Origin of the sequence: Paraburkholderia elongata (assembly GCF_013177735.1) — a bacterium.
Classification (GTDB): Bacteria; Pseudomonadota; Gammaproteobacteria; order Burkholderiales; family Burkholderiaceae; genus Paraburkholderia; species Paraburkholderia elongata.
In genome coordinates this window covers 1-22,166 of record NZ_WOEZ01000178.1, presented here as the reverse complement: position 1 = coordinate 22,166, position 22,166 = coordinate 1, and the positions used below count along the sequence as shown (strand labels likewise).

Here is a 22,166-nt window from a genome sequence, read left to right as displayed (position 1 = left end):
ACGCCATGTCGGACGAAAAAACCCGCTATCCCGGATTCAACGGCCTTGGCCGCACGGCGGCCATCTGGGGCGTTCCCTATATGGCGATGCTGGTTGTCGTCGTCGCGTCGATGTTTGTCGGCGTGCTGATTTCCTTCTTCGTCGGACCAGGCGGTCTGCTGTTTATCTTCCTGGGCTTTCCGGTGCTGCTGTATTTCAAGCACATCTGCGAAACCGACGACCAGGGCCTGCGGATCATGTGGCTGGAATTGCGTTGCCGCTTCTACTTCTGGCAGCTGCGGGTCCGCGCGCGGTTAAATGCCCGGCGAGCCGCCCCGCGCTTCGGCAATACCGCTACGCTCGCGCCGCTGCGATACGGACGGCAGCGCCGCGTCTATCGCGATTTTTTCAAACCGTTGTCCAAGGGTGAGCGCCGGCTGCGTGAGCTCGATCCGGAGGCCTGATGCAAAGCAGACCAGCCGTCACCAGCGAAATCCTCGGCGCGATCGGCGCCGTGGAAGACTGGATTCCGAAGTACGGGCATCCGGTCACGAAACACGTACAGCACCTTGAGGGCAACCGGTTCATGGTGACGCTGGCCATGCGCGGCGTGCCGTTCGAGGTGCACGAGAACGTCGCGATGGAGCGCATGTTCGATCGCGATACGGAAGCGTACTGCAAGCTTGGTCGCGACCTGGGTGGCCGCCTTGGCTATCACGCAACGTTCGTGCGACAGCGCGTGAGTTTTGATCGTGTGTACCGGTTCAAACAACGCTTCCTGCAGTGGTTCGTACGCGAGTACATCGGGCGACGTTTCGGAGACGAAAAGTTCTTCGAGAACCGCTACTACCTGTCGCTAATCCTGAAATACGAGGAGTTCGACGACGGGCTGAAAGAAATCGGGTCTCTCGCACAACAGGCGCTGCTGCAGTTCGCCGAGTATGAAGCCGAGTTGCTTGAAGTGTACGAGCGCAAGCACATGAACGGCACGAAGATGCTGTTCTCGCCGTTGTATGGGCTCGTCAGCTATCTCATCAATGGGAAGACCGGCGATCTGCCGGTCGCAGCGGAACCCGGCACCGATGTCATCCCGTCGAGCCATTTGCATTTTGGTTACAACACGCTTGAGATCGGGGCGAGCGACGTGCCGGCGTACCGACGCGTTGCAACCTGCCTCGACCTTCGCAGTTGCCCGGAGAAGCCGGGCTGGGGCCAGCTCGACCCGTTGATCACGTTGAACATGGAATTCACGATTACGCATACGTTCAACTGCATGACGGGCTTCGAGTCAAACCGGACCATCGATTCGGTAATCAACAAGCTGGAGTCGGCCGGTGACAAGGCGAAGCATCAGGTCAAGGAACTGCGCGACGCACAGGGTTACGTGAACACGGGTGAACTGTCGTTCGGCGAGTATCACGGCGCGGCGGTTATCTACGGCGAAACAGCGAAAGAGGCGTTGGAGAACGCCGACAGGTTTGCGTCCCGTTCGCGCAACGAGTGTGGAGTTGAATGGTCGCCCGCGACGGGGTCTGCTCCGTTCACGTACTTCTCACAAGTCCCGGGCGCGCGAGTCAAACCGCGACCGAAAGTGCAGTCCTCGCGCAATTTTGCGGCGATGTACACCTGCCATGACTACTCGTCAGGCAAGGCGGAAGGTAACCCGATCGGTGACGGGTCAGCCGTCATCCCGTTTCGCTCTGATTCGGGCGTGTACAACTACAGCTCGCACGCGAGCCGGCTGGGGGACATCAACGTTTCGGAGAAGGTCGCCGGGCATTTTGAAGCGAAAGGCACGACGGGCAGCGGCAAGTCTACGGTCATCGTGGCGGCGACCGGCATGCTGTCCCGCTTCGATCCGATGCTGTACGTGCTGGACAAGGGGCGGGGCTGGGAAGTGTTCATTCGTGCGATGGGTGGCGCCTATGTCTATCTGGAGAAAGGCAAGCCGACCGGGTGGGCGCCGTTCGAACTCGCCGACACGCCAGACAATCGCGAATTCCTGTACGGGCTCGTCGAACTGTGCGGCCGCAAGAACGGTGTCGACCATCAGGGTAAGCCAATCAAGATTGACCTGACGGCCGGCGAGAAGATTCACTGCCGCAACGCCGTCGATGCGGTAATGGGGGTCGATGACGTTCGGCTGCGCCGCTTCAGCCTGCTACTGGACAGCATTCCGGACGAGGGCGACGACGGCCTGCGCGCACGTCTGTCGATCTGGTGCAAGTCGGAGGGCGGCCGGTTCTGGTGGGTGTTCGATAACCCGCCCAATCTCTCATTGAACATGAGCGAGCAACGCTGGATCGGGTTCGATGTTGAGGCGTTTCTTGTCGAGAACTATGAGCCGTCGGAGCCTGCATTTGCATACCTGTTCCATCTCAAGAAACTGATGCGTCGGGAAGGCACCCTGATGCTGACGGTGATCGAAGAGTACTGGCTGCCGCTGCGCTTTCGCACGATCCGCGAGCAAATCGAGGAAACGCTGGCGAGCGGGCGTAAAGAAGGGGAATTCATGGGACTGATCACACAACAGCCGGAACAGGCACAGCGTGCGGCAGACCTGTTTCCCGCGCTGCGCAGTCTGGTCGCCACGAAGATCTGGCTGGCCGATCCGGCGGCCGAAGAAGAGGCCTATCTGCGTGACGGCATGAGCCGCAAGGAGTTCAAGGAATTCAAAAAACTCACGCCACAGTCGCGCCGATTCCTGATCAAGCAGGGCAACCAGTCGGCCTTCGCCAGCTTTGACCTGAGCGGCTTGGACGATGCGATTGCGGTGTTCTCTGGCGATCGCGAGAACGCACTGATCTGCGACGGGGTGCGCGCCGAGTTTGGCGACGATCCGGACGTCTGGCTGCCCGTCCATCTGCACCGCGTATTCGAACGCAAGCTGCGCACGCGGCTCGCGGCGAAGCACGGCGCCGATGAGCGTCTGTGGTCCGCGGAACTGCAGCGGGGCCTCGAGCGCAAGCGTGCCGAGCTTGCGCAGATTTATCCACCGGTTAATCAGCCGGTTGACGACGAAGTTTTTGCCTGATGTGCAGCAACCCAAGGAGGGAACGATGAAAAGCACCGATGTCTATCCGGCCGTGCGCCGGCCGGTTGGCCCAACGATCTGGAACCTTCGCGAGGCGCTGCGGGCACGATCAACGCGCGCCGGCATGAGCGCCTTTGCCTATCTGCCGGGAATTACGCTTTGGCCTCGCCGCAGTCTGGTCGCGTTGTTGTGCGCGTGTGCGTTTTCACAGGCTCACGCGCAGGGTGTGCCGACCATCTCGCCGGCGGAGCTCGCGCAACAGATGATGCAGGTCGAGCAGCTGGGGCAGCAGATCCAGAATCAGGAAGACCAGTACCGTGCGCTGACTGGCAACAGCAGTTTCGGCAACATCATGAACGATGCGTCCCTGCGTAACTACCTTCCGGAACAGTGGCAAAACATTTACGACCAGGCCAAGAACGGCGGTCTCTCGGGTATCAGTTCGTCGATACGGTCGATCGAGCAGCAGGAAAGCATGACCGGCGCCAGCACGCCCGGTCAGCAGCGCTATTACGACACGCTCGCGGCCAACAAGGCGATGAACGAGCAGGCGTACAGCGCGACGATGGCGCGCCTGAACAACATCCAGGCGCTGATGCAGCAGTCCAACATGACGCAGGATCCGGCGCAAAAGGCTGATCTGCAGAACCGGATGGCCGCGGAAGAGGCGATGGTCACAAATGACCAGACGCGCCTGCAGCTCACCGCGGAGTTGCAGAAAACAGAGCTGCAGCTTGCCGACCAGCAGCGCGACCGTGAATTCGACAACGCATTCCTGGGGAAAACCAATGGTCAATAAGACACTTCTAGGCTCAATCATCGCTTTGCTGGTCGCGATCGCCGGCTATCTCGGATACCTCGCGTGGGATCGTCACCAGCACAACCTGCAGGAAGAGCAACAGCAGCAGCAGGATCTGAAGTTCGATGCGGCGTTTCTCGGCACGACGCCCGACAAGCTTGCCGCTGAGCGTAAGGCGAAGGGTATCAACGCTGCAAGCGACGATGCCGAAGCCCGCGCGGCCGGGCTGAAGTAATCCGGCTCGTCCATCAATCCCTGACCGAAGCAGGAGATATCCGTGGCAGACGTCCAGCTTTTCACCTCAATGACCAATTCGTTCGACAAGAACGTTTTGAACACGATCTCGACCGGTTCGAGCAACATCATTGCGCTGATCTCGCCATTGATGGCCACCTGCTTCAGCATCTATGTCCTGTTGATTCTCTGGACGTACTGGCAGGGGCGCAACGACGAGCCGATCAACGATTTCCTGATGCGCATGGCAACGTGGGCGCTCATCCTGACCTGCGGGATGAACATCCAGTTCTACAGTGAGTACGTCGTTCCATTCTTCAATGGTTTTGGCGAACAGATGGCCGGCGCGTTGACCAACGGTAGCAACCCGGTGTCCGGCCTCGACAACCTGCTCAATGCATACATCAACGCAGCGCAGGCGATCTATGCACAGGCGTCCGGCCTGAAGGTTATTGCGGCCATCTGGACGATCGCGCTGATGATCATTTTCGGTGGCCCGTTCATGGCGATAGCCATTGCGTACATCATTCTGGCGAAATTTGCGCTTGGGCTTCTGCTCGCGCTCGGCCCGTTGTTCATCTCAGCGGCGCTCTTCCCGCCATCCCGACAGTTCTTCTGGAACTGGGTCGGTCAATGCATGAACTACACCCTGCTGGTCGCGCTCTTCGCGGCTGCATGTGCACTCGAAGTCAATTTCGCGATGGGCGTGGTACCGCTGAACGGATCCCCCTCTATCGCGCAGGTCATTGACCTGGACATCATGGGGCTGGCCTTCTGGGTTATCTCGCTTAACCTGCCGGGTTTGGCTTCGTCTCTCGCGGGCGGTGTCGGTATCTCGACGATGGTGGGCAAGCTGGGTAGCGTCGCGAGATTTGCTGGCTCGCTTGGAAAAATGGGCGGCGGCGGATCGCCGAAGACCGGCGGTAGCTTGAGTGAGGCGTAAAAAATGATCAGGTTATTCAGGACAATCGCACGTTGGTGGCTTATCGCGGCGGTGGTGGCAACGATCGGCGCGATGGTATCGATCAAGCTGTTTTACTAGATGCCACGCAATACGCCTGTTTTGCTCAATCCAAAGGAGAAACGGAGACCATGAAATCTCCTGTCGCTATTTTACTGATGGCCTTCGCGCTGCAGGCGTGCAGCTCGGCGCCAAAGCCACCCGAGCCGACTGGTCAGTGGGTACCCGTCAATCAACCGTTGGCCCAGCAGTCGGGCCATACGGAACCGAAGTGAGGAGCAGGATGGCATCGACTATCAGGCAATGGTTTGCGTCGGGAGCGAACGCGCGCAAACGTAAGGGGAGCCCGGCCGGGTCGACCACGCGCGCAGACGCGCCGGTGAGCGGTGTTGAGTCAGGTGAGCGCGATCCGGTCAGCTGGTACCTGAAACAGGCACAGGCTTTCGAAAAGTCGAAGGTCGAAGCAGCGGAAGAGAAGGCCCGTATTGCGGATCGGCGCTCGGTGTTATCGGGCGTTGTCGCTCTCGCCGCTGTTTCTGGCATGGGGGCTTTAGGACTCCTAAAGCGGCCGAACCCGCCGGCTGTGCTGCGCGTGAACGACACGACAGGGAAGGTGGATGTGTTGCCGACGACCGCGAACGGACACGTTACGTTTTCCGAGAAGACCGATCGCGCGGATCTGCACCATTACGTCGAACTGCGCGAGAGCTACGACTGGGAGACGATTTCGGACACGCACGCTGCGGTGATGTTCATGAGCGACGACCACGAGAAGGAAGCCTATGACGGTTTCGTGCGCGGCCCGGCGGGCCCACTCAAGCTGCTGAAGGATCAGGCGCGGGTCATTGCACACGTCGGCTCGATCACCTTCGTGGGAACGACGGCACAGGTGTTCTGCTCGCGGCAACTGGTTTGGCTCAACGCGGCCGTAAAGCGTCCGGATCCGACGTACTGGATTGCGACGGTCGCATTCGAGCGTGTGAACGTTCCGGAAAAGCAGGACCAGCAGGATCTCAACGCGGACGGTTTTCGCTGCACCAGCTACGAGGTCACGCGCGACTGGACCCGGGCGCCTGCCGATGCTGCGCCGGCGTCGGGCTCTGCGGCAGCCGGAGGTGGAGCATGAAAGGACGAACGATCCGGATGTCAGCAGGCGCAGCGGCGGTCGCACTAAGCTTCGCGTTGGCGCCGATCCACGCGCGAGCGCTCGAAACGCCGCGCAGCTGCGGTTCAGACCCGCACATCCAGTGCGCGACTTACGATCCGGACCAGGCCTATCGTGTGGCGACCATGCCGGGGCGTGCGGTGATGATCCAGTTCGAGCCAGGCGAACACATCATCAACAGCGGTGAGGGCATCGGAGACGGCAAGGCCTGGCACGTGGCCATCAACGACAGTGGAGCGATGCTCAAACCGGGTGCGCCGCAGCCGGAAACCAATCTTCTGCTGGTCACCAACCGGCGCACCTATCCGCTCTCGCTTGTTGACGTGTCGGCCGCACAGCCAGCGACATGGATACTGCGTTTCGACTATCCGGACACGCGTGCCAAGGCGGCGAGCGCGCAGCTGCGCCGGCAGGAAGCGGTTAGCGCAGCGCTGGGCGGTCAGCAGGGCAATGGGCCAGCGGTTCCAGCATCGATCGCGAACAGCGTTGGCGTTGCGAAATCCACGTCTTTGGCGTCGGTTCCTGCAGCCAATATCCAATACATGATGCGCGGCGACCACGCACTCGCCCCGACTGCACTTTGGGACGACGGCCGATTCACGTACTTCAAGTACTCAACCGCGCGTGACCTGCCGACGATCTTCACGAAGCTTCCCGACGGTGGCGAGGCGACGGCGAACTTTCATATGGAGGGCGATACGGTCGTCGTGCACGAAGTGTCGAAGTCGTTTGTCATCCGCTACGGTCAGTCGGTGCTGGGTATCCGCAACGACGGCTATTCGCCTGATGGTCATTACAGCCGTGCGGGCTCGTCGGTACCGGGCAGCGCGCGCGTCGCGCGTGACCATACCGATGCATCGACGAACTGATCAGGGAGCGAACAGGGTATGACTGAACGAAACGAAATGGAACATGCGGCGTCGACCGACGTCGGCCCGCAGCCTTCGCTCGACCTGCCCGGCCGTCGGAAAACGCGTGTGGGCAAGCTGCGTCTGGTGCTGGTCGCGCTCGCCGTTATTGCGCTGGGTGCATCGGGCGTCACGATCTATCTGCAGCGCCTGTTCCAGCAGCATCAGGACGCGAAACAGGCGGCGCTGACAAAACCGAAAGACAGTGGCGCGAGTGACGCCGGTGCGGATCTGGAGACGCAGAAGGAACGTATCAAGCGCGCGGAAGATCAGGCCCGTGCAGCGTCGGAGGCTGCGGCCGCCGCTGCCGCGAATTCCCACCTCGCGACGCCGGCCGGCGCGGCATCGCAGACGAACGGACAGGCGGTGGCCGTGAGCAACCAGCCGCGGCCGCTCACGCCGGCCGAGCGCCGCCTGCAGGGCAGCGTGCTCGTCGCGAGCGGCAACAACGATTCCGGCCAGAGCAACGATGGTCCCGTAGCATCAAATGAAACTGCAGGTGACAGCGGTGGCAACACCGGCGGCGGCAACGCCGGGGCCAGCGGCCATGATGGGTCTGGTCTGGCAGGTCTGGCGAAGTCGATGGGTCTGTCAGCGCTGCGCGGCGGCAGTGCAGGCGGTGCGCCCAGCTCAACCAGCAAGTCGGACGCGGGCGACGGCAAGGGCTCCGCGATCGACCAGTCCTTGCAGCCGTCAAAGCTGCACCCGATGCAGGCCTCGTTCCGGCCGAACCGACATTACCTGCTCAGTCGCAACACGATGATCCGCTGTGGTCAGTCGACGGCGATCCGTACCGACCGGCCGGGCCTGATCGGGTGCCCGATCGCGCAGGACGTTTGGTCCGACGATGGCACGACGCTGCTCGTTCGCAAGGGTGCGATGGCGAAGGGCGAGCAGCGCGATGCGGTGATCCAGGGGCAGGGCGTGATCGGCGCGATCTGGGACGAGATCGACGACGGCGACGTACACATTCCGCTGAGCTCGCCGGCGACCGATCCGCTGGGTGCCGCCGGTATTCCAGCCTATGTCGACGAGCACTTCTGGCTGCGTTTCAAGGGCGCGCTGATGGTCAGCCTGATTGGCGACTTCGGCCAGGCGCTGGCGAACAAGGCAACCGGGTCTGGCCAGCAGATCACGTTCTCCAACAGTTCGAACGCCACGCAGGAAGTGGCCGCGGAGACGCTGCGTAACACCATCAACGTCCCGCCGACGGCTTATTCAAACCAGGGCTCTGTAATCAATATCTTTGTGGCGCGCGACATTGACCTGACCGGCGTGTACGAGAACGTCGACGCGCAGGGCAACCCTGTTGGCCAGAACGGGCAGCAATGAGGAGCGGACCCATGAACCTGAAGATCACCTACCCGAACGACTTCCCGTTGCATGGTCTCGATCGCGACATGTTCGAGACCAAACTACGCAACGCGCTGCGTTTCTGTTTCTACGGCAACACGGTCCGCCAGCTGGCCGAGCGGGTCGATGCACGGCGTGCGCGCGAGGTTCCCGATGCCTTGCCACTGCGTCAGATCGCCGACGAGCACGCGTTCGAGGATTGCATGGCGCTCGATGGGTGCCGGATCGACGACATGTCAGCGCCGCTGCGACGCAACCTGCTCCGTAATGTCGGGGCGCGTATCGGGCTGACGATCTCGGAATGGGGCGACAGCGCCTTGCCATCGCTCGATGAACTGGTCAATCACGCGGCCGCTCACGCAACGGACGTGCACGCAACTAACCGTCGACCCATCGAAACCCCAGCGATTCACGGTCACCAGACGCCACGCATATTGCGCATCTGGCTTGTAACGGGGCTATGCGCAGCCGTGGTAATCGGCGGTGCAGCCTGGAAATTGACCCGGCCGGCCGCGCCTTTGAGCGCAACCGTGATTTCCACGTCGCCCGCGCAAACCCTTCGGGAACTCGCCAGCAGCGTGCCGGACGATCGACGCCCGTATCGCGTGTCAGTGCAGATCGAGCCGCAGGATTCGGGCACCACGCCTCGCTGAACCTGCGTGGCACTTTGATTAACGGATGTGACCCTGAACAAGAAAGGAATGCGAATGAGTGCAGTCGTAATCGATGTGATCGAGAAGGGCACGATCGCCCGCAGCTTTCTCAAACAGATGGGCATCTCGAACTTCTTCGACGGGAGCCTCACCGAAGTTGCGATCAACCGTCCCGGTGAGATCTGGACACAGGGCAGTGCCGGATGGCGACGGCACGATGCACCGGCCTGCTCGCTCGATGCGTGCTTCAAGCTCGCCAACGCGCTGACGGTGATGAATGGCGGCAAGTTCTCGACAAAGGAGCCGATTCATCCGGTGGTCCTGCCCGAGGGCCAACGTGGACACGTGCTGATGCAGCCGGCCTGCGAGCAGGACACGATATCCATAACGATCCGGATCCCGTCAGACGTGCGCTTCTCGGTCGCCGAGTACGAGCGCAACGGCTGGTTCGAGGGCTATCGGGACGTGTCGCCGCGCCGCGACATGTCCCAGTCGCTGGACCTGCAGCCGTTCGAGCTTGAGATGCTCGAGGCGAAAGGTCAGCGCAACGTCACGCGCATGCTCGAGCTTGCGGTTGCCAACCGGTTGAACATTGTGCTCGCCGGCGGCACCGGCTCCGGCAAGACCACGCTGAATAAGGCGCTCTCAGACCTCGTGCCGTCCGACGAGCGGATCGGCACGATCGAGGACACGCCGGAGCTGTCGCTGCCGAATCACCCGAACCGCGTGCATATGTTTTTCAGCGACACGCTGCCGGCCAAGGAACTGGTGCGCTCCACGCTGCGCATGAAGTTTGACCGCGTGTTCCTTGCCGAGCTGCGCGGCGACGAGACGTGGGACTACATGACGCTGCTCAATACGGGCACGCCCGGCGGCATCACGACGGTGCATTGCAACGATGCGCGCTCGGCGCCGTCGCGCATCGCGACGCTGATCAAGCAGAGCGCCGTCGGCCAGACGCTCGACTGGCAATTCATCATGGAACAGGTGCGCGTAACGATTGATCTGGTTCTCTTCATGCGCAACAAGCGGCTCACCGAACTCTGGTACGACCCGATCGGCAAGGCGCAGCTGCTGGGTTGTGTCTCATGAGCGCCGATGCCGCGGCGCAGATGATCGAACAGATCGCGATCAGCCTGTGCGGTGCGCTCGCCGTGTTTCTGTCGCAGGACCGGCGTGCGCACTGGCGGCGCTGGGCCTGCATCTTCGGGCTGGCCGCACAGCCGTTCTGGTTCGACATGGCGTGGCGAGCGCATCAGTACGGCGTGCTCGCGCTGTGCTTTGTCTATGCGGCGTCGTGGGCGCGCGGTTTCACGGCGCACTGGCTCGTCCGCAGGGAGGACAGTGTATGAACTTCGCGATCAGCGATATCGAGGCGGCGATCGAGGGATGGCGCATGCGTTCGCCGTCGGACGAAGCATTTGCTGCCAGCACAGAGGCCCGCGCGCTGGCGCGGCTCTACGGCGCCGTGATCGTGCACGGCCGCGAGGGTATCACCGATGCCGGGCTGGACGACGCGCAGCGCGACGCCCTGCGAATCCTGTCCGCCGATCCACTCGGAGAGTTCCCGCAATGAAGGCAGATCTTCCGGTTCCCGCGATTGTCGATGCCGCGGACGCGAACGATGACAGCCAGTGCAAATGGCGACCGTCCGGCGACTTTGCGCTGGTCCACCCGTCGGGCTGGACGATCGCGCGGTACTCAGTCTATGACGAGTGGCTCTACCTGCTGTGGGAGCCGATCGATCGCTGTACGGCGGGCAACAGCAACCAGTTCCACGGACCCTTCGATAACGTGCGCGACGCGATGCGCCTGCATCGCGACCTGACCGCGCATCTGCAACAACAGGAGATGGCCGCATGACAACGCATCTGAAATTCCGCATTGGCGAGAAGTGGATCTGCATCGAGGACGGCACCGGCTATACGCCGGATCACCCGGATCACGTGACGTTTGCGGTGCGCGACGTCAAGGCGAACGGCAAACCGGGCGGCCGTGTCGCCGTTCACTTTTCGGTCCGTCGACGCACGGTGCTGGAAATCGGGCTGCGGCTGCTCGAGCTCGCCGAGCGCATGACGCCGGAAACAACCTGGCAGAACAGCCAGACGGTGGGCGAGACCGGCCAGCCGCCGCTGACGTTCACCTTCGGAGAGGACGATCGCGCGGTGCTGGACCGGCTCCTTGCTGACAGACCGCTCAATTTCGCACGCCATGCCTATGCGAGCGCCGAGCGCCTGCGTGCCCGCATGCCGGTCCTTCGCGCCGCGCAGCGCGTACTCGAACACTGCGACGACGAGACGGCCGCAGGCCTGCATGTGCTGATCGCGGCCGCCGATCAGGCCGGCGGGTTCCCCGCGAAGCCGATCGTGGGATTTGACGCGGCCGAATTTGAGGTCAATAGCGATGCAGCCACCCACTGAGGACCGACCATGCCGAAACCGCTTCGAATTCTGATCCCCGTCGTGGTCTTCCTGCTGATCCTGTGCGGCTTCGCGTTCCTCGGGCAGTTCGCCGGCGGTCAGCTTTTCGCGAAGATGCAGAAGCTGCCGGAGGGCAGCGCGGGCGTGTTCACGCTGTACGACTACTGGCATGCCTACGGTGACGTGCCTGCGGTGGTGCGCGCGCTCAAGGTGTGCACGCTGCTGTCGGTGGTCATCACCGGCCTGCCAGTGGTCGTGATCACGATGGCGCTCGTGTCGGGCCGCAAGCGCCTCGCGCAGTTTGGCGAGGCCCGCTTCGCAACCCGTAACGACATCGTCAAGGCTGGCCTGCTGGAGAGGAAATAACCATGACCACTTTACAACATCTGTATCCACCGTTCATTGTCGGCAAGTACAAGGGTGAATACCTGAAGTATTACGGCCAGGATTTTCTGATGGCGGCCGCCGGCACCCGGTCCGGCAAGGGCACATCGCTCGTGATCCCGAATCTTCTCACCTATCCCGATTCGGCCGTGGTCGAGGACATCAAGGAAGAGAACTACCTGTATACGTCCGGCTACCGGCGGGCGTGCGGACACGAAACCTACCTGTGGGCGCCGTTCTCCGAAGACGGCCGCTCGCACGCGTACAACCCGCTCGAATACATCCAGCGCCGCGCGCCCTACACGCGCGTGGGCGACGTAATGACGATCGGCGAACACCTGTATCCGTCCAACGTCGACGCGCGTCTGAAGTACTGGAATGACAACGCCCGCAACCTGTTCATCGGGATCGTGCTGTATCTGCTGGAAACGCCCTCGCTGTCGTGCACGTTCGGCGAGGTGCTGAGGCAGGCTTCGGGCAAGGGCAGGGCGATCCGTGAACACATCTCGTCGATCGTCAGCACGCGCGCCGATGCAGCGCATGCGACTGACGGGCTGCCCGCGCTCACCTTCGAGTGTCTCGATGCGCTGAACCGCTTCCTGTCGCAATCGAAGGAAGCCTTCGCCAACATCGTATCGACGATGACCGCGCCGCTGAACGTCTTTAGCAATCCGGTGGTCGACGCGGCAACCAGTCGCTCGGACTTCGATCTGGCCGATGTGCGCAAAAAGCGCATGTCGATCTATGTGGGCATCAAGCCGGGCGACCTAAAAGCCGGCGCGCTGCTGGTCAATCTCTTTTTCTCGCAACTGATCGACCTGAACACGCGCGAGTTGCCTGCCGAAAATCCGGCACTGAAATACCAGTGTGCGCTGATCATGGACGAGTTTGCAGCACCCGGCAAGATCGACATCATCGATACGGCCAACCCGTTCATCGCGGGCTACAACCTCAGGCTGATGCTGATCTTCCAGGGCATGTCCCAGCTCGAGGATCCGAAGCTGTACGGCAAGCACGGCACCGAAACGCTGGCGATCAACTGCAAGATGCGCAGCCTCTACGCACCGCGCACGGTCAAGGAGTCGGAAGAGTACTCAAAGATGCTGGGGACCTTCACGCTGATGGCGCGCTCGCGCAGCCGCAGTCGCGGCCGCAGTTCGTCGACCAGCACGAACGAGTCGGAGCACGGCAGGGCGCTGATGATGCCGCAGGAGCTGCGCGCGCTGAAGCACAACAAACAGATCATCACGATCGAAGGTTGCGAGCCGATCCTGTGCGAGAAGGCGTTTTTCTATGAAGACGCCGAGTTCGTCCACCGGCTTGTGCGGCAGAGCCCCTACCTGCAGGGACTGATGGCGAAGCTGGAGAAGACCAACCGCCGTCGCGCATGGTTCGGTTTCGGTCCGAAGTTTCCGGACGAAACGCAGATGAAACACGCTGCGTTCGTCGCGCGCGAGCTATGCGCACCCGTGCCAAAGATCGACGTCGAGCAGTGGTGGCAGGCACAGAACGCGGCCCGCCGTGCGCAGCAGGCCGCGGCGGCCGCAGACGCCGCCAGACAGTCGGCCGGTCAGCCGCGTGACGTCCGGGAGCACGAAATTGGAGTACTCGCGCCTGTTCACCTCGCCAACCGAAACAGCATCCGTGCATCGCTGTTCCAGCTGATGCCTTATCTGCGAGAAGTCCTGCCGGACGCGGCGGCCGCCGTGTCGGCGCAAACCGCAGCACCTCAATCACAGCCTGAACAAGGAGTGACCGTATGAACGAGATCGAATTTCCTGCCGACCGGATCGACTACCGGGAACGCGACGCGGCCAATGCCGACGATGCGTCGACCATCCGCGCGCGCGTCACGGCGCCGGCGAACGAGCCGGACGCGAGTGCCGTGCCCGGCAGTCCGGAAACGCCGGTCGATTACGCAACCGGAGAGCGCCTGAAGAAGATCCGCGCGGCAGATCGGGAGAAAGTCGGGAAGCTTCTCAAGCGCGACTCATCGACCGACGCAGCGACCAGCACAGCCACCGACGAGTCGGTGAAGCCGGCTGCCGGCACCGGCAAGCCGCTCGGGAAGAAGGGTGGCGACGCGGAGAACATCATCCGCCCGAAGCCGGTTTTTGAGAAGACCGGCTATGACGTGCCGAAGTCTGTCACTAACCGGTATGTGGCGCATGAGGGCAAGTTTCTCGATCGAAAAAGCGAGACGGTGCACTTCGAGGACAAGGGCCGCTCGCTGTCGACGGCCAGCGAGGACCGCGATGTGATCGCGCACATGGTCGAAGTCGCGAAGGCAAAGAACTGGGGTGAGCTGCAGCTTAAGGGTAGCGAAGAGTTTCGGCGGCAGGCGTGGATCGCGGCCGAACTCGCCGGTGTACCGACGCGTGGCTTCAAGCCTGGTGCGCAGGATCGGGCAGTACTGACCGCTGCGCGCGAGGCAATGCGCCTTGGCGCCGGCGACAAATCCGGTGAGGTGGACAAGGCGCGCACGAATGAGATGGAGGCAACAGACGCAGTGGGGCAAAAGCCCGCCGCGCCGGAGGTTGCGAAACCGGCCACTCCGGGACGTGAAAACACCGCGCCCGGAGGCAACCCGACGACCGCCACACAACCGTCTGCAGTTGCGCCGGCGAGCCCCGTTCAGGGCACGCCAACGCCGGCCGGTGTCACGGCGGGGGTGCTGGTGGCGCACGGTCCCGCCCCGTTCAACCACGATGAAAAGCAGAACGACAGCTACTACGCGACGGTGCGGACAGAGGATGGCGAGCGCACCGTCTGGGGACTGGACCTCGAGCGCGCGATCGGCGAAAGCGGTGTGCAGCCCGGTCAGCGGATCGAGTTGGAAAAGGGCGGCAGCAAGACGGTAACAGCGCAGCAGCGCCAGTTCGACGAGAAGGGTACCGAACTCGCTCCAAAGTTAGTCGAGAGCCGGCGTAACGAATGGCTGGTGTTCTCGCCCGATGTGCCGGGCCTGCCCACGCGCGAGCAGCGCGAAGCGCTGGTCAGCGCGCGACGCGACGCCGATGAGCGCCGACAGATCAATGAGGCACGCGAGCGGTTCCTGAGCGGAGACTGGAAATACTCGAAGGAACAGCAGAAGACGCTCGATGAAGCACGCGAGCGCATCAAGGCGCAGGCCGCGCGCGAGGTGCTGCGCGACGAGATCAAAGGCCTGCCGGAGCAGCAGCAGGAGAAGTTGATGGGGGAGTTCGAAAGCGCCGTGGCCGAGGCGCGCGCAGCTAACCGGCCACTGGACGTGCCCATGCCCCAGGTAAGCGAAGCAACGATCGAGGCCGTACGCAAGCAGGTCGAGCGGGAGCAACGGGGCCAAACCCACGCTGCACGGCGGACCACCCATCAGGCGACGCCGGAGCGCGGACAGGACCCGCAGTCGCAGACCGCCGAACACGATGGGCCGACGCTCGAAATGGAACCATAAGGCGGCGGACAACGCCGGGCGGCCGCGATCGCCTCGCGACCGTCATCGTCAAATCGAATAACAGGAGCAAACCATCATGAAGATCGCCGTAATCAACTTCTCCGGCAATGTTGGCAAGAGTACCGTTGCACATCACCTTCTCGCGCCACGGCTGGACGGTGCTCAGGTGATTCCTGTCGAGTCGATCAACTCGGACGACAGCGAAAAAGGATCGGCGATGCGCGGAAAGGAGTTTGGCGAACTGCAGGACAAACTGATGACCTTGCGGCATGCCGTAGTCGATATCGGGGCATCGAATGTCGAAGACTTTGTCTCGCTGATGCGTGACTATCACGGTTCTCACGAAGACTTCGATGCTTTCGTCGTACCAACCGTTCCTGCGCTTAAACAACAGGTCGACACGATTTCGACATTGCGCGCACTCACCGGAGAAATCGGTGTGCCGGCAAACCGCATACGCGTCGTGTTTAACACGGTCACCCCGAAAGACGACGTGTCAAAGATTTTCTCTAAGATTTTCGACTACTACACGGAAAACCGCAATTTCGTCTTGAATCGCGATGCCGTGATGTATGAGAACCCTATCTACGAAAAGATCAAGGCTTTCGATCGCTCCATCATCGATATTCGCAACGATCCGACCGACTATGTCGCGATGAACGCCGAAGCAATGGAGAACGGCGAGCCCGAGGAGCATCTTGCACAGATCCGCCAACTGGTTGCAATCAAACGTTTGGCCACACGGCTAACGACCGAACTGGACGCTGTCTTCAAGCTTCTGGTGCACTGATGGGCGCGCCGGAAGAATCGATCCGCGAGGAACTGATCGGCGCGGTGCTCGGCGAGCTTTCGCTTTTGCGCCGCGACGTCAAGGGCTTGTCGCAACTCCTGGAGGCGAGCGGCAAGCAGTTCAAGGACGACGGTGAACTTACGCTGCTGCGCTTCACGTCGCGCTACGAGCAGTTCCTCAAGCAGTTCGCAGCATCGAGCACCGATGTGCTTGCCGAAGCGGGGCGGTTTTCAGAGGCCCGCGATCAACTGCTTGGCGAGATCTCGCTCAGGCAGTACGACGAAGCCAACGGACGAAGCCGCGATCTGCTGCGCGAGGTCTTGCGCGAAGAGCGCGGCTTCGGTCGTGGTATCGGCCGAATCGAACTGGCCGCATGGACCGTATGCGCCACGCTTGGCTCCGCGGCGCTCACAGTCGGAGCCCTTGCGGCACTGCGCCTTCTGACCACCTGACAGGAGATCTCATGAAACGACTGATCGCAATATTAATCTGCGGCGCGGTCGCCACCCAGACTGTGGCGCTGGCCGACGACGACAACCCGTCCGCCTGCGGTGCCGTCTTGTGTCTCGCCGGTCTGATCGCCGGTGGCAGTGCCGGCGGGGACTGCAAAAGCTATATGACAGGTTACTTTTCAATCGTGAAATTTCACCACGGTCACTTCGATGAGACAGGCACGTCGAATGCCCGTAGCGATTTCACGAACCAGTGCCAGAGCGTTGGACCGGATACGAAAAAAGGTGTGAACGACCGGTACGGAAACGTTCAATCTGGTCCGTGACGCGTAGCCGCTCTCTCAGGTCCTGACAATATTTTTCCCTCGGAAGTCAGGACTTTTTACGGTGCGGGCTACGGCCCTCAGTCGACAGCATGCGGTAGCAGGCTTCCGGGTACGGCCACAAGCCGCCCCCTGCGCCGAAACTCTGAACGGCCGTTTTGGCTCGGCGAACCGACCATCGCGAAACTTTCCATACCAACTAGGCGGCGCTTTGCGGCGCCCCGCTGCGGGCGACCATCTCGGAAATACCCCGAAGCCTGACGCATTCGATTTCGCCCGTACGGGTCTGTACGGCCTGGTAGAAATTGAAGTCGGTACGGCCCGCTTCCTTGCATTTCCGCTCTATGATTTCAATGATCTTAATTTTGTCTGTCGCGGGCGTGCGGATGCCAAATATGATCCCGTCCAAAGCCGAAAAGTCGTATTTCATCGCTCTGAGTTTTGTGTCAAGGTCGAGATTGAAGCCGTCCGACTGGTAGACAAGTCGGGATTCGCCTTCGGCCTGCCACGCGCGAGTTTTGGTCGACGTGCTGTATCGAGCATCCTGCCAGTACGCCGTGCGCCAGTCGCTTTCCTCAACTGCTGACTGTCTCCCACACTTGCTTCGCCGGCCTTGATCGTCATACATCCATTGGTGATTCAGAACCGGTATCGTGACGGCGTGCAGCGTGTCGAAGAAGTTCTGTTCGAGGTGTGCCGCCTCGTAGGTGACAGGCAGGAACTGAAGATTGAGGTAGCTGAAAATGATATTGCCATCGAATCCGACCGGCATGTTGATTCGCAGCGACGACTTACCCGCCGAGTCGAGCGAGGTTTTGTACTTGAGGCAGACACCTGTATGTGAGTCGCCGTAGTAGGCCCACATTGCTTCTCCGCTGCAACTTTCCATGAAGCATGCGGTGAACCAGCGCGGATACATGAGGGTACGAAGGTTCAACACGTAGGCCCTACAAAAATCGTTGTGGACGAAGGCGCGGTTTTTGTCCTTTACGTCGAGTGTGTTCTTGTAATAGCTCAGCACGCTGTCTTCCTCGGCGGCGAGCATAAGCAGCCTGTACTGTTCCTCACGCTTTTCAAAGTCATTGCCGCAAGCCGCGTCGAGTTGATCCGTAATTTGCATCGAGCTCCGCGCGCGGTCGATGGCGCGCTGAACTACCATCGAGAAGTCCGGCACCTTTGCCCGGGCCTCGGCGTTCGCCTGCTCCCCGTACCACATATAGCAGGCGTAGATCACGAAAGGGTGGATGGCTTCGAGATGAGCATTGAGTTCGTACGGTCCAATGCGTCGCGGCGTCCGGGCGATTCGCTCGATGTAGCTACCGATAACTTCGTGCTCAAATATTCGCTCGCGAAGTTGGATGTGTTCCGGGCGTATCCCATTGATAAGCGGATCGCGTACGTGCAGAAATTTCCATTCGGCCGTTTCCTGCTTCTGATCGGCGTCAGCGAACAGGCCGAGCGCACGCAGCACGCAGTTTAGGTAGTGCCGAAACAGGTTCCGCCATATCACTTCGTCGCCTTGCCAGTACACGTTAATGTGACCTTCGAGCGGATCGTTTAATTGCTCGGGCGCAGCAAAGTAAATTTCCGAGTTCTCTAGTTCTTTCTTGCAGAGAAGATTCTTGACGTTGCGGAATCTGTAGGTGTAGCCCGCACTGTTTGTCTCATTCGTTGTCATTGGCCCAGTCTCAGTTCGCGAAACAGCGGGTGCGCCTCTGTAGGATCATCGAAATGGAACTCACGCATCATGCGCATGCCGATGCGATTCATCCAGTCTGCGATGGCAAACGATTCGGGGAATTGGGCATGAACGGAGTCGCGCCAGCTATCAAGGTCATCGCCAAGAAAGCCCACATCACTGAAGCCGTTCGCCATCTACGTTCCCCTTGGTCGCCGGTCAGGCATACGGCGAGTCTACCGCACTGCTGTTTTTTAGGCGCCTCAGAGAAAAGCGCCTTGAAAGGCGCTTCCGAGCCCTACAGCGGGCGCTGGCGACAAACCTACGGCGGGCGGCTCCGGATCGCCTGCTGACCGTCGTGCCAAGCAATATCTGAGCGCTGTCACTCGGCCGAACCAAAGTTGCCCATAGCGCTAACGGGCTAATATGGCGCAGATAACGTCAACTATGAATTCCACCCGTGCGTCCTGCTTGACGCTGTCCATTCGAAGTGATCGTCGTACCCGCTTGAGGCGCTGAAGGCGACGTCGACGAAGCCCGCCGCACATAGGGATGGTTGTGCGCGGCGGCCATTGCGCAAACGGCGGCCTCGAGGGACTCCGAATTGGCGCGGCATCGGTGCTGCGCGCGATGCCGCGCTGCCGGCTAATATCATCAGTGGCGTCCAGACTTGATGCATGTCTGGGCTTGGTCATCCGATCGACATGGAGCGGGCCGTGATTTGCCGCAAGCTGAGGGTTCAAGTACTCGTATTCTGCGTCACGGGCGCATTGTTGGGCAGCGTCGCGGCCTCGGCAGATGAAGTTAAGGTGATGATTTCGGGCGCGTTTGCGTCAGCCTATCGCGCACTGGGTCCGCAATTCGAGCAGGCGGCCGGCGATACGCTGGTCACTGTCTGGGGGCCTGTGGTGGGCATGGCCGCGAATGCCATCCCTGTGCGACTCGCGCGCGGCGAATGGGCAGACGTGCTGATCGTGGTCGGCTATGCACTCGACGATCAGGTCAACGCTGGCAAGGTCGTGTCTGGCAGCAAGGTGGACTTCGCACGCTCGGCAATTGGCATCGCGGCTCGCGAGGGGGCGCCGAAGCCGGATATCAGCTCGGTCGACGCATTGCGGCGCACGCTGCTCGCCGCGAAGTCGATCGTCTATCCGGACGACGCCAATGGAGTCTATATCGGCAGCGAACTATTCCGGCGTCTCGGTATCGAGGAGCGGGTGGCGAGCAAGAGCCGCATGATCCCATCCGAGCGGGTCGCCAGTGTCGTCGCGAACGGCGAAGCGGAGATCGGATTTCAGCAGATCGTCGAGCTGTTGCCGGTGGACGGGGTGACGGTGGTCGGCAATTTGCCCGCGGAGGTACAAAGGTACACGGTGTTTTCCGGGGGCATCTCCACCAATGCCAAAAATCCAGCGGGCGCAGCGGCCCTGATCCGTTTTCTGTCATCGCCGGACGCGGCCCCCGCCATTGAGGGGACCGGGCTCGAACCGCTAACGCCGAAGACTGCGAACTGAGCGTAGCTGTGAGCCCTCCGCGCCGCCGAGCTAGGTGACGGCCGGATCTTCCGAGAACGGCCAAGAACGGTCAATCGACACGGGGTCGCGAATCGCGGACAATCGACCAGCCGAGCCCCACTATCTCGCAAAAGTCATGAAGCAGTGTGTACGGATAAAACTTGTTCAGAGACGACAAGCACAGTGTCGTGCGGCCCGCAACCCTTCAGCCGGAACGAAGGGATATTTCGAAGATGACTATAGGTCACGACTTGCCGCTATCTACTCTCAGCACAAAGAGTTGTTCAAGCGACTAGAAGACGCGTGAGCATGAAAAAGTCCACATATAGGCCGCGCTCCGGCTCGTTAGACTGCGCCGGTCGCCGTACGATCGGCGCGGAAGAATGTTAAGAAAGGCCAGCCTACGTCGAAGCTTTCCGCATCGGTAGGCGCTCGGCAAACACCTCCGAAGCGGTGTCGATAATCTTCTGGTAATACTCTTTGATCGGTCTTGGGGCGTGTTTATCCCACGCATCTGGGTGAAATGTCCTAAAACACTCGATACCATTCGACCGGAAACGCCAAAGAGCCTTTGGCTCAACCTTCACAGTCTCACGCTTCGGAAGCACGGCTTTCAAGGCGCGATCGTATCTGTGGCCGCTACCGAAAATTATTAGGTCTGGCTTAAGCAGTTCGATTTCGAACTGGAGGGCCGCCACCGAGAAATTAAACAAATGAGCGGAATGCCCGATCGAGGTCCGAGAGTAGCCGCGCTTCGGGCGGTGCCAGTCCATCTTCATTAGATTGTTCCAACAAACTGCCGCTCGATCGCCTCCAGCGAACGCATCAGCGAACCGCTTCCACTGCCGCAATAACCCACTATTGCCGGTGCCTCGCGCGTGTTGATCCTCGTAGCGAGCTTTCGCGATATCGATCTTGTCCGGATGCTCGTAGAAGGCTCCCAGCTTGCCACACCAACCGTTAGTTTCCTTCCCGATGAACATTACGCGGACGGGCGCATCGAGGTACGCCTGAGATACACTAAGGAGAAACGGTGCCGACAGCTCGCGAAAATGTTGAATAAAGCCGGGCTTGGCCGCGGCAAGCGCCTCTGCATAGTAGGAATCCAAGACCGCTTGAACGTCGTGTTTGACCATGGTTCCACCGGATGCTATGCCTTGGCGGCGGCCCAGCCCGTCGCCTTTAGCTCTAGAGTCAGCGGCAATTGTGGCATAAGTGGATCAGACGTCGGCTGAACACAGGTGTCCGCTGTGGCGTTCCGCGACGGTCGCTTCCGAGTCGACTGCTGTCTGTGGGCTATCAGGCAGTGAACGGCCAGTGGCGGACAGTCGACACGCTAACCCAGAGCGCTGACAATGCGGATGCTTCTCGGCAATGCCGCGAACAAGCTTGCCGACGAGATTCTGGGAGAACTCGGTGCGAAGTGAGCAACACACCGCCGCGTGAGTCGCGGCCGCGAGGGAATGAGCATGTCTGATGTCATCGAGTCTATGCATCGCAAGCTGGCCGCCAACCGAACTGTCATTGCGACGCACCAACAGGCGTTCGATGTGTTGCGGGCTGGGCATCAACGCGCCGCCGATGTTCGGGCAGCATTGCAAGCGCCGGCTGCACCTGTGATCGAGACATCGGCGCAAGCTGTCGAATCGGCCGCGCCTGTGATCGACGAGCCGGCGCCGAGCACAATCGCAAGGGCGAAAGGTGGCGCGAGTACAGCACCCGTGACCTTGCAACAGGAACGAGCGCAGGCTGTCGAGCCGGCCGAACCCGGTCCTATGGCGCTGGCTGACGCCTATGTGAACCGTACGGGGCCATTTACGGATCCGGTTGACACTGCACCAGTTGGCGCAGTCGAGGCTGTAGCTGCACTGATTGACGAACCGCCGGAGGTCGCCGCAACGGAATGCGCCTTGTTCACGTCACCCGAATATCTCGCCGACCTGGAAGCCCTCAAGGCAGGGATGGCAGCACGAGCCGAGGCACAGAAAGACGAGCCTTTAGTGGTGACGACATATCGTGAACTGACAGACGACGAGCGCAGACGCCGCCTGTTGCATGTCATGGAGGTTGCGCGCGAATTGCCAGC

General features: G+C 61.1%; 25 protein-coding genes and 1 pseudogene. 23 read left to right on the top strand and 3 right to left on the bottom strand.

Annotation, left to right across the window (positions count from 1 at the left end; all coding sequences use genetic code 11):
* Window positions 1-5 precede the first annotated feature (5 nt).
* From GNZ13_RS30015 to GNZ13_RS29915, 21 genes are all read left to right on the top strand, one after another.
* Window positions 6-443 (top strand): VirB3 family type IV secretion system protein, encoded by a 438-nt coding sequence (locus GNZ13_RS30015; protein WP_172171352.1) that lies wholly within the window; start codon window positions 6-8, stop codon window positions 441-443.
* Window positions 443-3,013, top strand: a complete 2,571-nt coding sequence (locus tag GNZ13_RS30010; RefSeq protein WP_172171350.1) for a VirB4 family type IV secretion system protein — start codon at window positions 443-445, stop codon at window positions 3,011-3,013. The genes GNZ13_RS30015 and GNZ13_RS30010 overlap by 1 nt, the downstream gene beginning before the upstream one ends.
* A 25-nt stretch (window positions 3,014-3,038) precedes the next feature.
* Window positions 3,039-3,812: a type IV secretion system protein gene (locus tag GNZ13_RS30005; RefSeq protein WP_172171348.1), complete on the top strand. Its 774-nt coding sequence runs from the start codon at window positions 3,039-3,041 to the stop codon at window positions 3,810-3,812.
* Window positions 3,802-4,047, top strand: coding sequence for a hypothetical protein (locus tag GNZ13_RS30000; protein ID WP_172171346.1), 246 nt, complete (start codon window positions 3,802-3,804; stop codon window positions 4,045-4,047). Before GNZ13_RS30005 ends, GNZ13_RS30000 begins: the two co-directional genes overlap by 11 nt.
* Window positions 4,048-4,116: 69 nt before the next feature.
* Window positions 4,117-4,989, top strand: coding sequence for a type IV secretion system protein (locus GNZ13_RS29995; protein WP_172171434.1), 873 nt, complete (start codon window positions 4,117-4,119; stop codon window positions 4,987-4,989).
* A 35-nt stretch (window positions 4,990-5,024) separates the two neighbouring features.
* Window positions 5,025-5,282 carry a hypothetical protein gene (locus GNZ13_RS29990; protein WP_328807323.1) on the top strand — a complete coding sequence of 86 codons (258 nt, stop codon included), beginning with the start codon at window positions 5,025-5,027 and terminating at the stop codon, window positions 5,280-5,282.
* Window positions 5,283-5,290: 8 nt separating this feature from the next.
* The gene (locus GNZ13_RS29985; RefSeq protein ID WP_172171342.1) at window positions 5,291-6,133 is read left to right on the top strand and encodes a type IV secretion system protein; all 843 of its coding nucleotides are present in this window, start codon (window positions 5,291-5,293) and stop codon (window positions 6,131-6,133) included.
* 17 nt (window positions 6,134-6,150) lie between these two features.
* Window positions 6,151-7,041 carry a TrbG/VirB9 family P-type conjugative transfer protein gene (locus GNZ13_RS29980; RefSeq protein ID WP_328807322.1) on the top strand — a complete coding sequence of 297 codons (891 nt, stop codon included), beginning with the start codon at window positions 6,151-6,153 and terminating at the stop codon, window positions 7,039-7,041.
* 18 nt (window positions 7,042-7,059) lie between these two features.
* Complete coding sequence (locus tag GNZ13_RS29975) at window positions 7,060-8,412, top strand: TrbI/VirB10 family protein (protein WP_172171338.1); 1,353 nt, start codon at window positions 7,060-7,062, stop codon at window positions 8,410-8,412.
* An 11-nt stretch (window positions 8,413-8,423) separates the two neighbouring features.
* Window positions 8,424-9,086 (top strand): hypothetical protein, encoded by a 663-nt coding sequence (locus GNZ13_RS29970; RefSeq protein ID WP_172171336.1) that lies wholly within the window; start codon window positions 8,424-8,426, stop codon window positions 9,084-9,086.
* A gap of 54 nt (window positions 9,087-9,140) precedes the next feature.
* A complete protein-coding gene (virB11, locus tag GNZ13_RS29965) occupies window positions 9,141-10,178 on the top strand; it encodes a P-type DNA transfer ATPase VirB11 (protein WP_172171334.1) in 1,038 nt (345 codons plus the stop codon).
* Window positions 10,175-10,438 (top strand): hypothetical protein, encoded by a 264-nt coding sequence (locus GNZ13_RS29960; RefSeq protein ID WP_172171332.1) that lies wholly within the window; start codon window positions 10,175-10,177, stop codon window positions 10,436-10,438. The genes virB11 and GNZ13_RS29960 overlap by 4 nt, the downstream gene beginning before the upstream one ends.
* Window positions 10,435-10,662: a DUF3717 domain-containing protein gene (locus GNZ13_RS29955; protein WP_172171330.1), complete on the top strand. Its 228-nt coding sequence runs from the start codon at window positions 10,435-10,437 to the stop codon at window positions 10,660-10,662. Before GNZ13_RS29960 ends, GNZ13_RS29955 begins: the two co-directional genes overlap by 4 nt.
* On the top strand, window positions 10,659-10,949 hold the full coding sequence (locus tag GNZ13_RS29950) for a hypothetical protein (protein WP_172171328.1): 291 nt from the start codon (window positions 10,659-10,661) through the stop codon (window positions 10,947-10,949). The genes GNZ13_RS29955 and GNZ13_RS29950 overlap by 4 nt, the downstream gene beginning before the upstream one ends.
* Entirely contained in the window at window positions 10,946-11,506 is a 561-nt protein-coding gene (locus GNZ13_RS29945) for a hypothetical protein (RefSeq protein WP_172171326.1), read from the top strand. Before GNZ13_RS29950 ends, GNZ13_RS29945 begins: the two co-directional genes overlap by 4 nt.
* Before the next feature lie 9 nt (window positions 11,507-11,515).
* Window positions 11,516-11,872 carry a hypothetical protein gene (locus tag GNZ13_RS29940; RefSeq protein ID WP_172171324.1) on the top strand — a complete coding sequence of 119 codons (357 nt, stop codon included), beginning with the start codon at window positions 11,516-11,518 and terminating at the stop codon, window positions 11,870-11,872.
* Window positions 11,873-11,874: 2 nt separating this feature from the next.
* Window positions 11,875-13,653, top strand: a complete 1,779-nt coding sequence (locus tag GNZ13_RS29935) for a type IV secretory system conjugative DNA transfer family protein (RefSeq protein WP_172171322.1) — start codon at window positions 11,875-11,877, stop codon at window positions 13,651-13,653.
* Window positions 13,650-15,323, top strand: a complete 1,674-nt coding sequence (locus tag GNZ13_RS29930) for an LPD7 domain-containing protein (RefSeq protein WP_172171320.1) — start codon at window positions 13,650-13,652, stop codon at window positions 15,321-15,323. Before GNZ13_RS29935 ends, GNZ13_RS29930 begins: the two co-directional genes overlap by 4 nt.
* A gap of 76 nt (window positions 15,324-15,399) precedes the next feature.
* Window positions 15,400-16,113, top strand: a complete 714-nt coding sequence (gene stbB / locus GNZ13_RS29925) for a StbB family protein (protein WP_172171318.1) — start codon at window positions 15,400-15,402, stop codon at window positions 16,111-16,113.
* A complete protein-coding gene (locus GNZ13_RS29920) occupies window positions 16,113-16,565 on the top strand; it encodes a hypothetical protein (RefSeq protein ID WP_172171316.1) in 453 nt (150 codons plus the stop codon). The genes stbB and GNZ13_RS29920 overlap by 1 nt, the downstream gene beginning before the upstream one ends.
* Before the next feature lie 11 nt (window positions 16,566-16,576).
* Complete coding sequence (locus GNZ13_RS29915) at window positions 16,577-16,891, top strand: TrbM/KikA/MpfK family conjugal transfer protein (protein WP_007745471.1); 315 nt, start codon at window positions 16,577-16,579, stop codon at window positions 16,889-16,891.
* Window positions 16,892-17,087: 196 nt separating this feature from the next.
* On the opposite strand, the gene GNZ13_RS29910 is transcribed toward GNZ13_RS29915, so the two are convergent.
* Together GNZ13_RS29910 and GNZ13_RS29905 are read right to left on the bottom strand one after the other, a co-directional pair.
* Complete coding sequence (locus tag GNZ13_RS29910; RefSeq protein WP_172171314.1) at window positions 17,088-18,566, bottom strand: DUF2971 domain-containing protein; 1,479 nt, start codon at window positions 18,564-18,566, stop codon at window positions 17,088-17,090.
* Entirely contained in the window at window positions 18,563-18,763 is a 201-nt protein-coding gene (locus GNZ13_RS29905) for a hypothetical protein (RefSeq protein ID WP_172171312.1), read from the bottom strand. Before GNZ13_RS29905 ends, GNZ13_RS29910 begins: the two co-directional genes overlap by 4 nt.
* Before the next feature lie 480 nt (window positions 18,764-19,243).
* Here GNZ13_RS29905 and GNZ13_RS29900 point away from each other — a divergent pair, with 480 nt between their 5' ends.
* Window positions 19,244-20,080: a substrate-binding domain-containing protein gene (locus GNZ13_RS29900; protein WP_236002252.1), complete on the top strand. Its 837-nt coding sequence runs from the start codon at window positions 19,244-19,246 to the stop codon at window positions 20,078-20,080.
* 401 nt (window positions 20,081-20,481) lie between these two features.
* On the opposite strand, the gene GNZ13_RS29895 is transcribed toward GNZ13_RS29900, so the two are convergent.
* Entirely contained in the window at window positions 20,482-21,216 is a 735-nt protein-coding gene (locus GNZ13_RS29895; RefSeq protein WP_172171310.1) for a uracil-DNA glycosylase family protein, read from the bottom strand.
* Between the two features lie 333 nt (window positions 21,217-21,549).
* On the opposite strand from GNZ13_RS29895, the pseudogene GNZ13_RS29890 reads away from it, so the two are divergent.
* Window positions 21,550-22,166, top strand: a pseudogene (locus GNZ13_RS29890) (hypothetical protein); the annotation flags it as partial.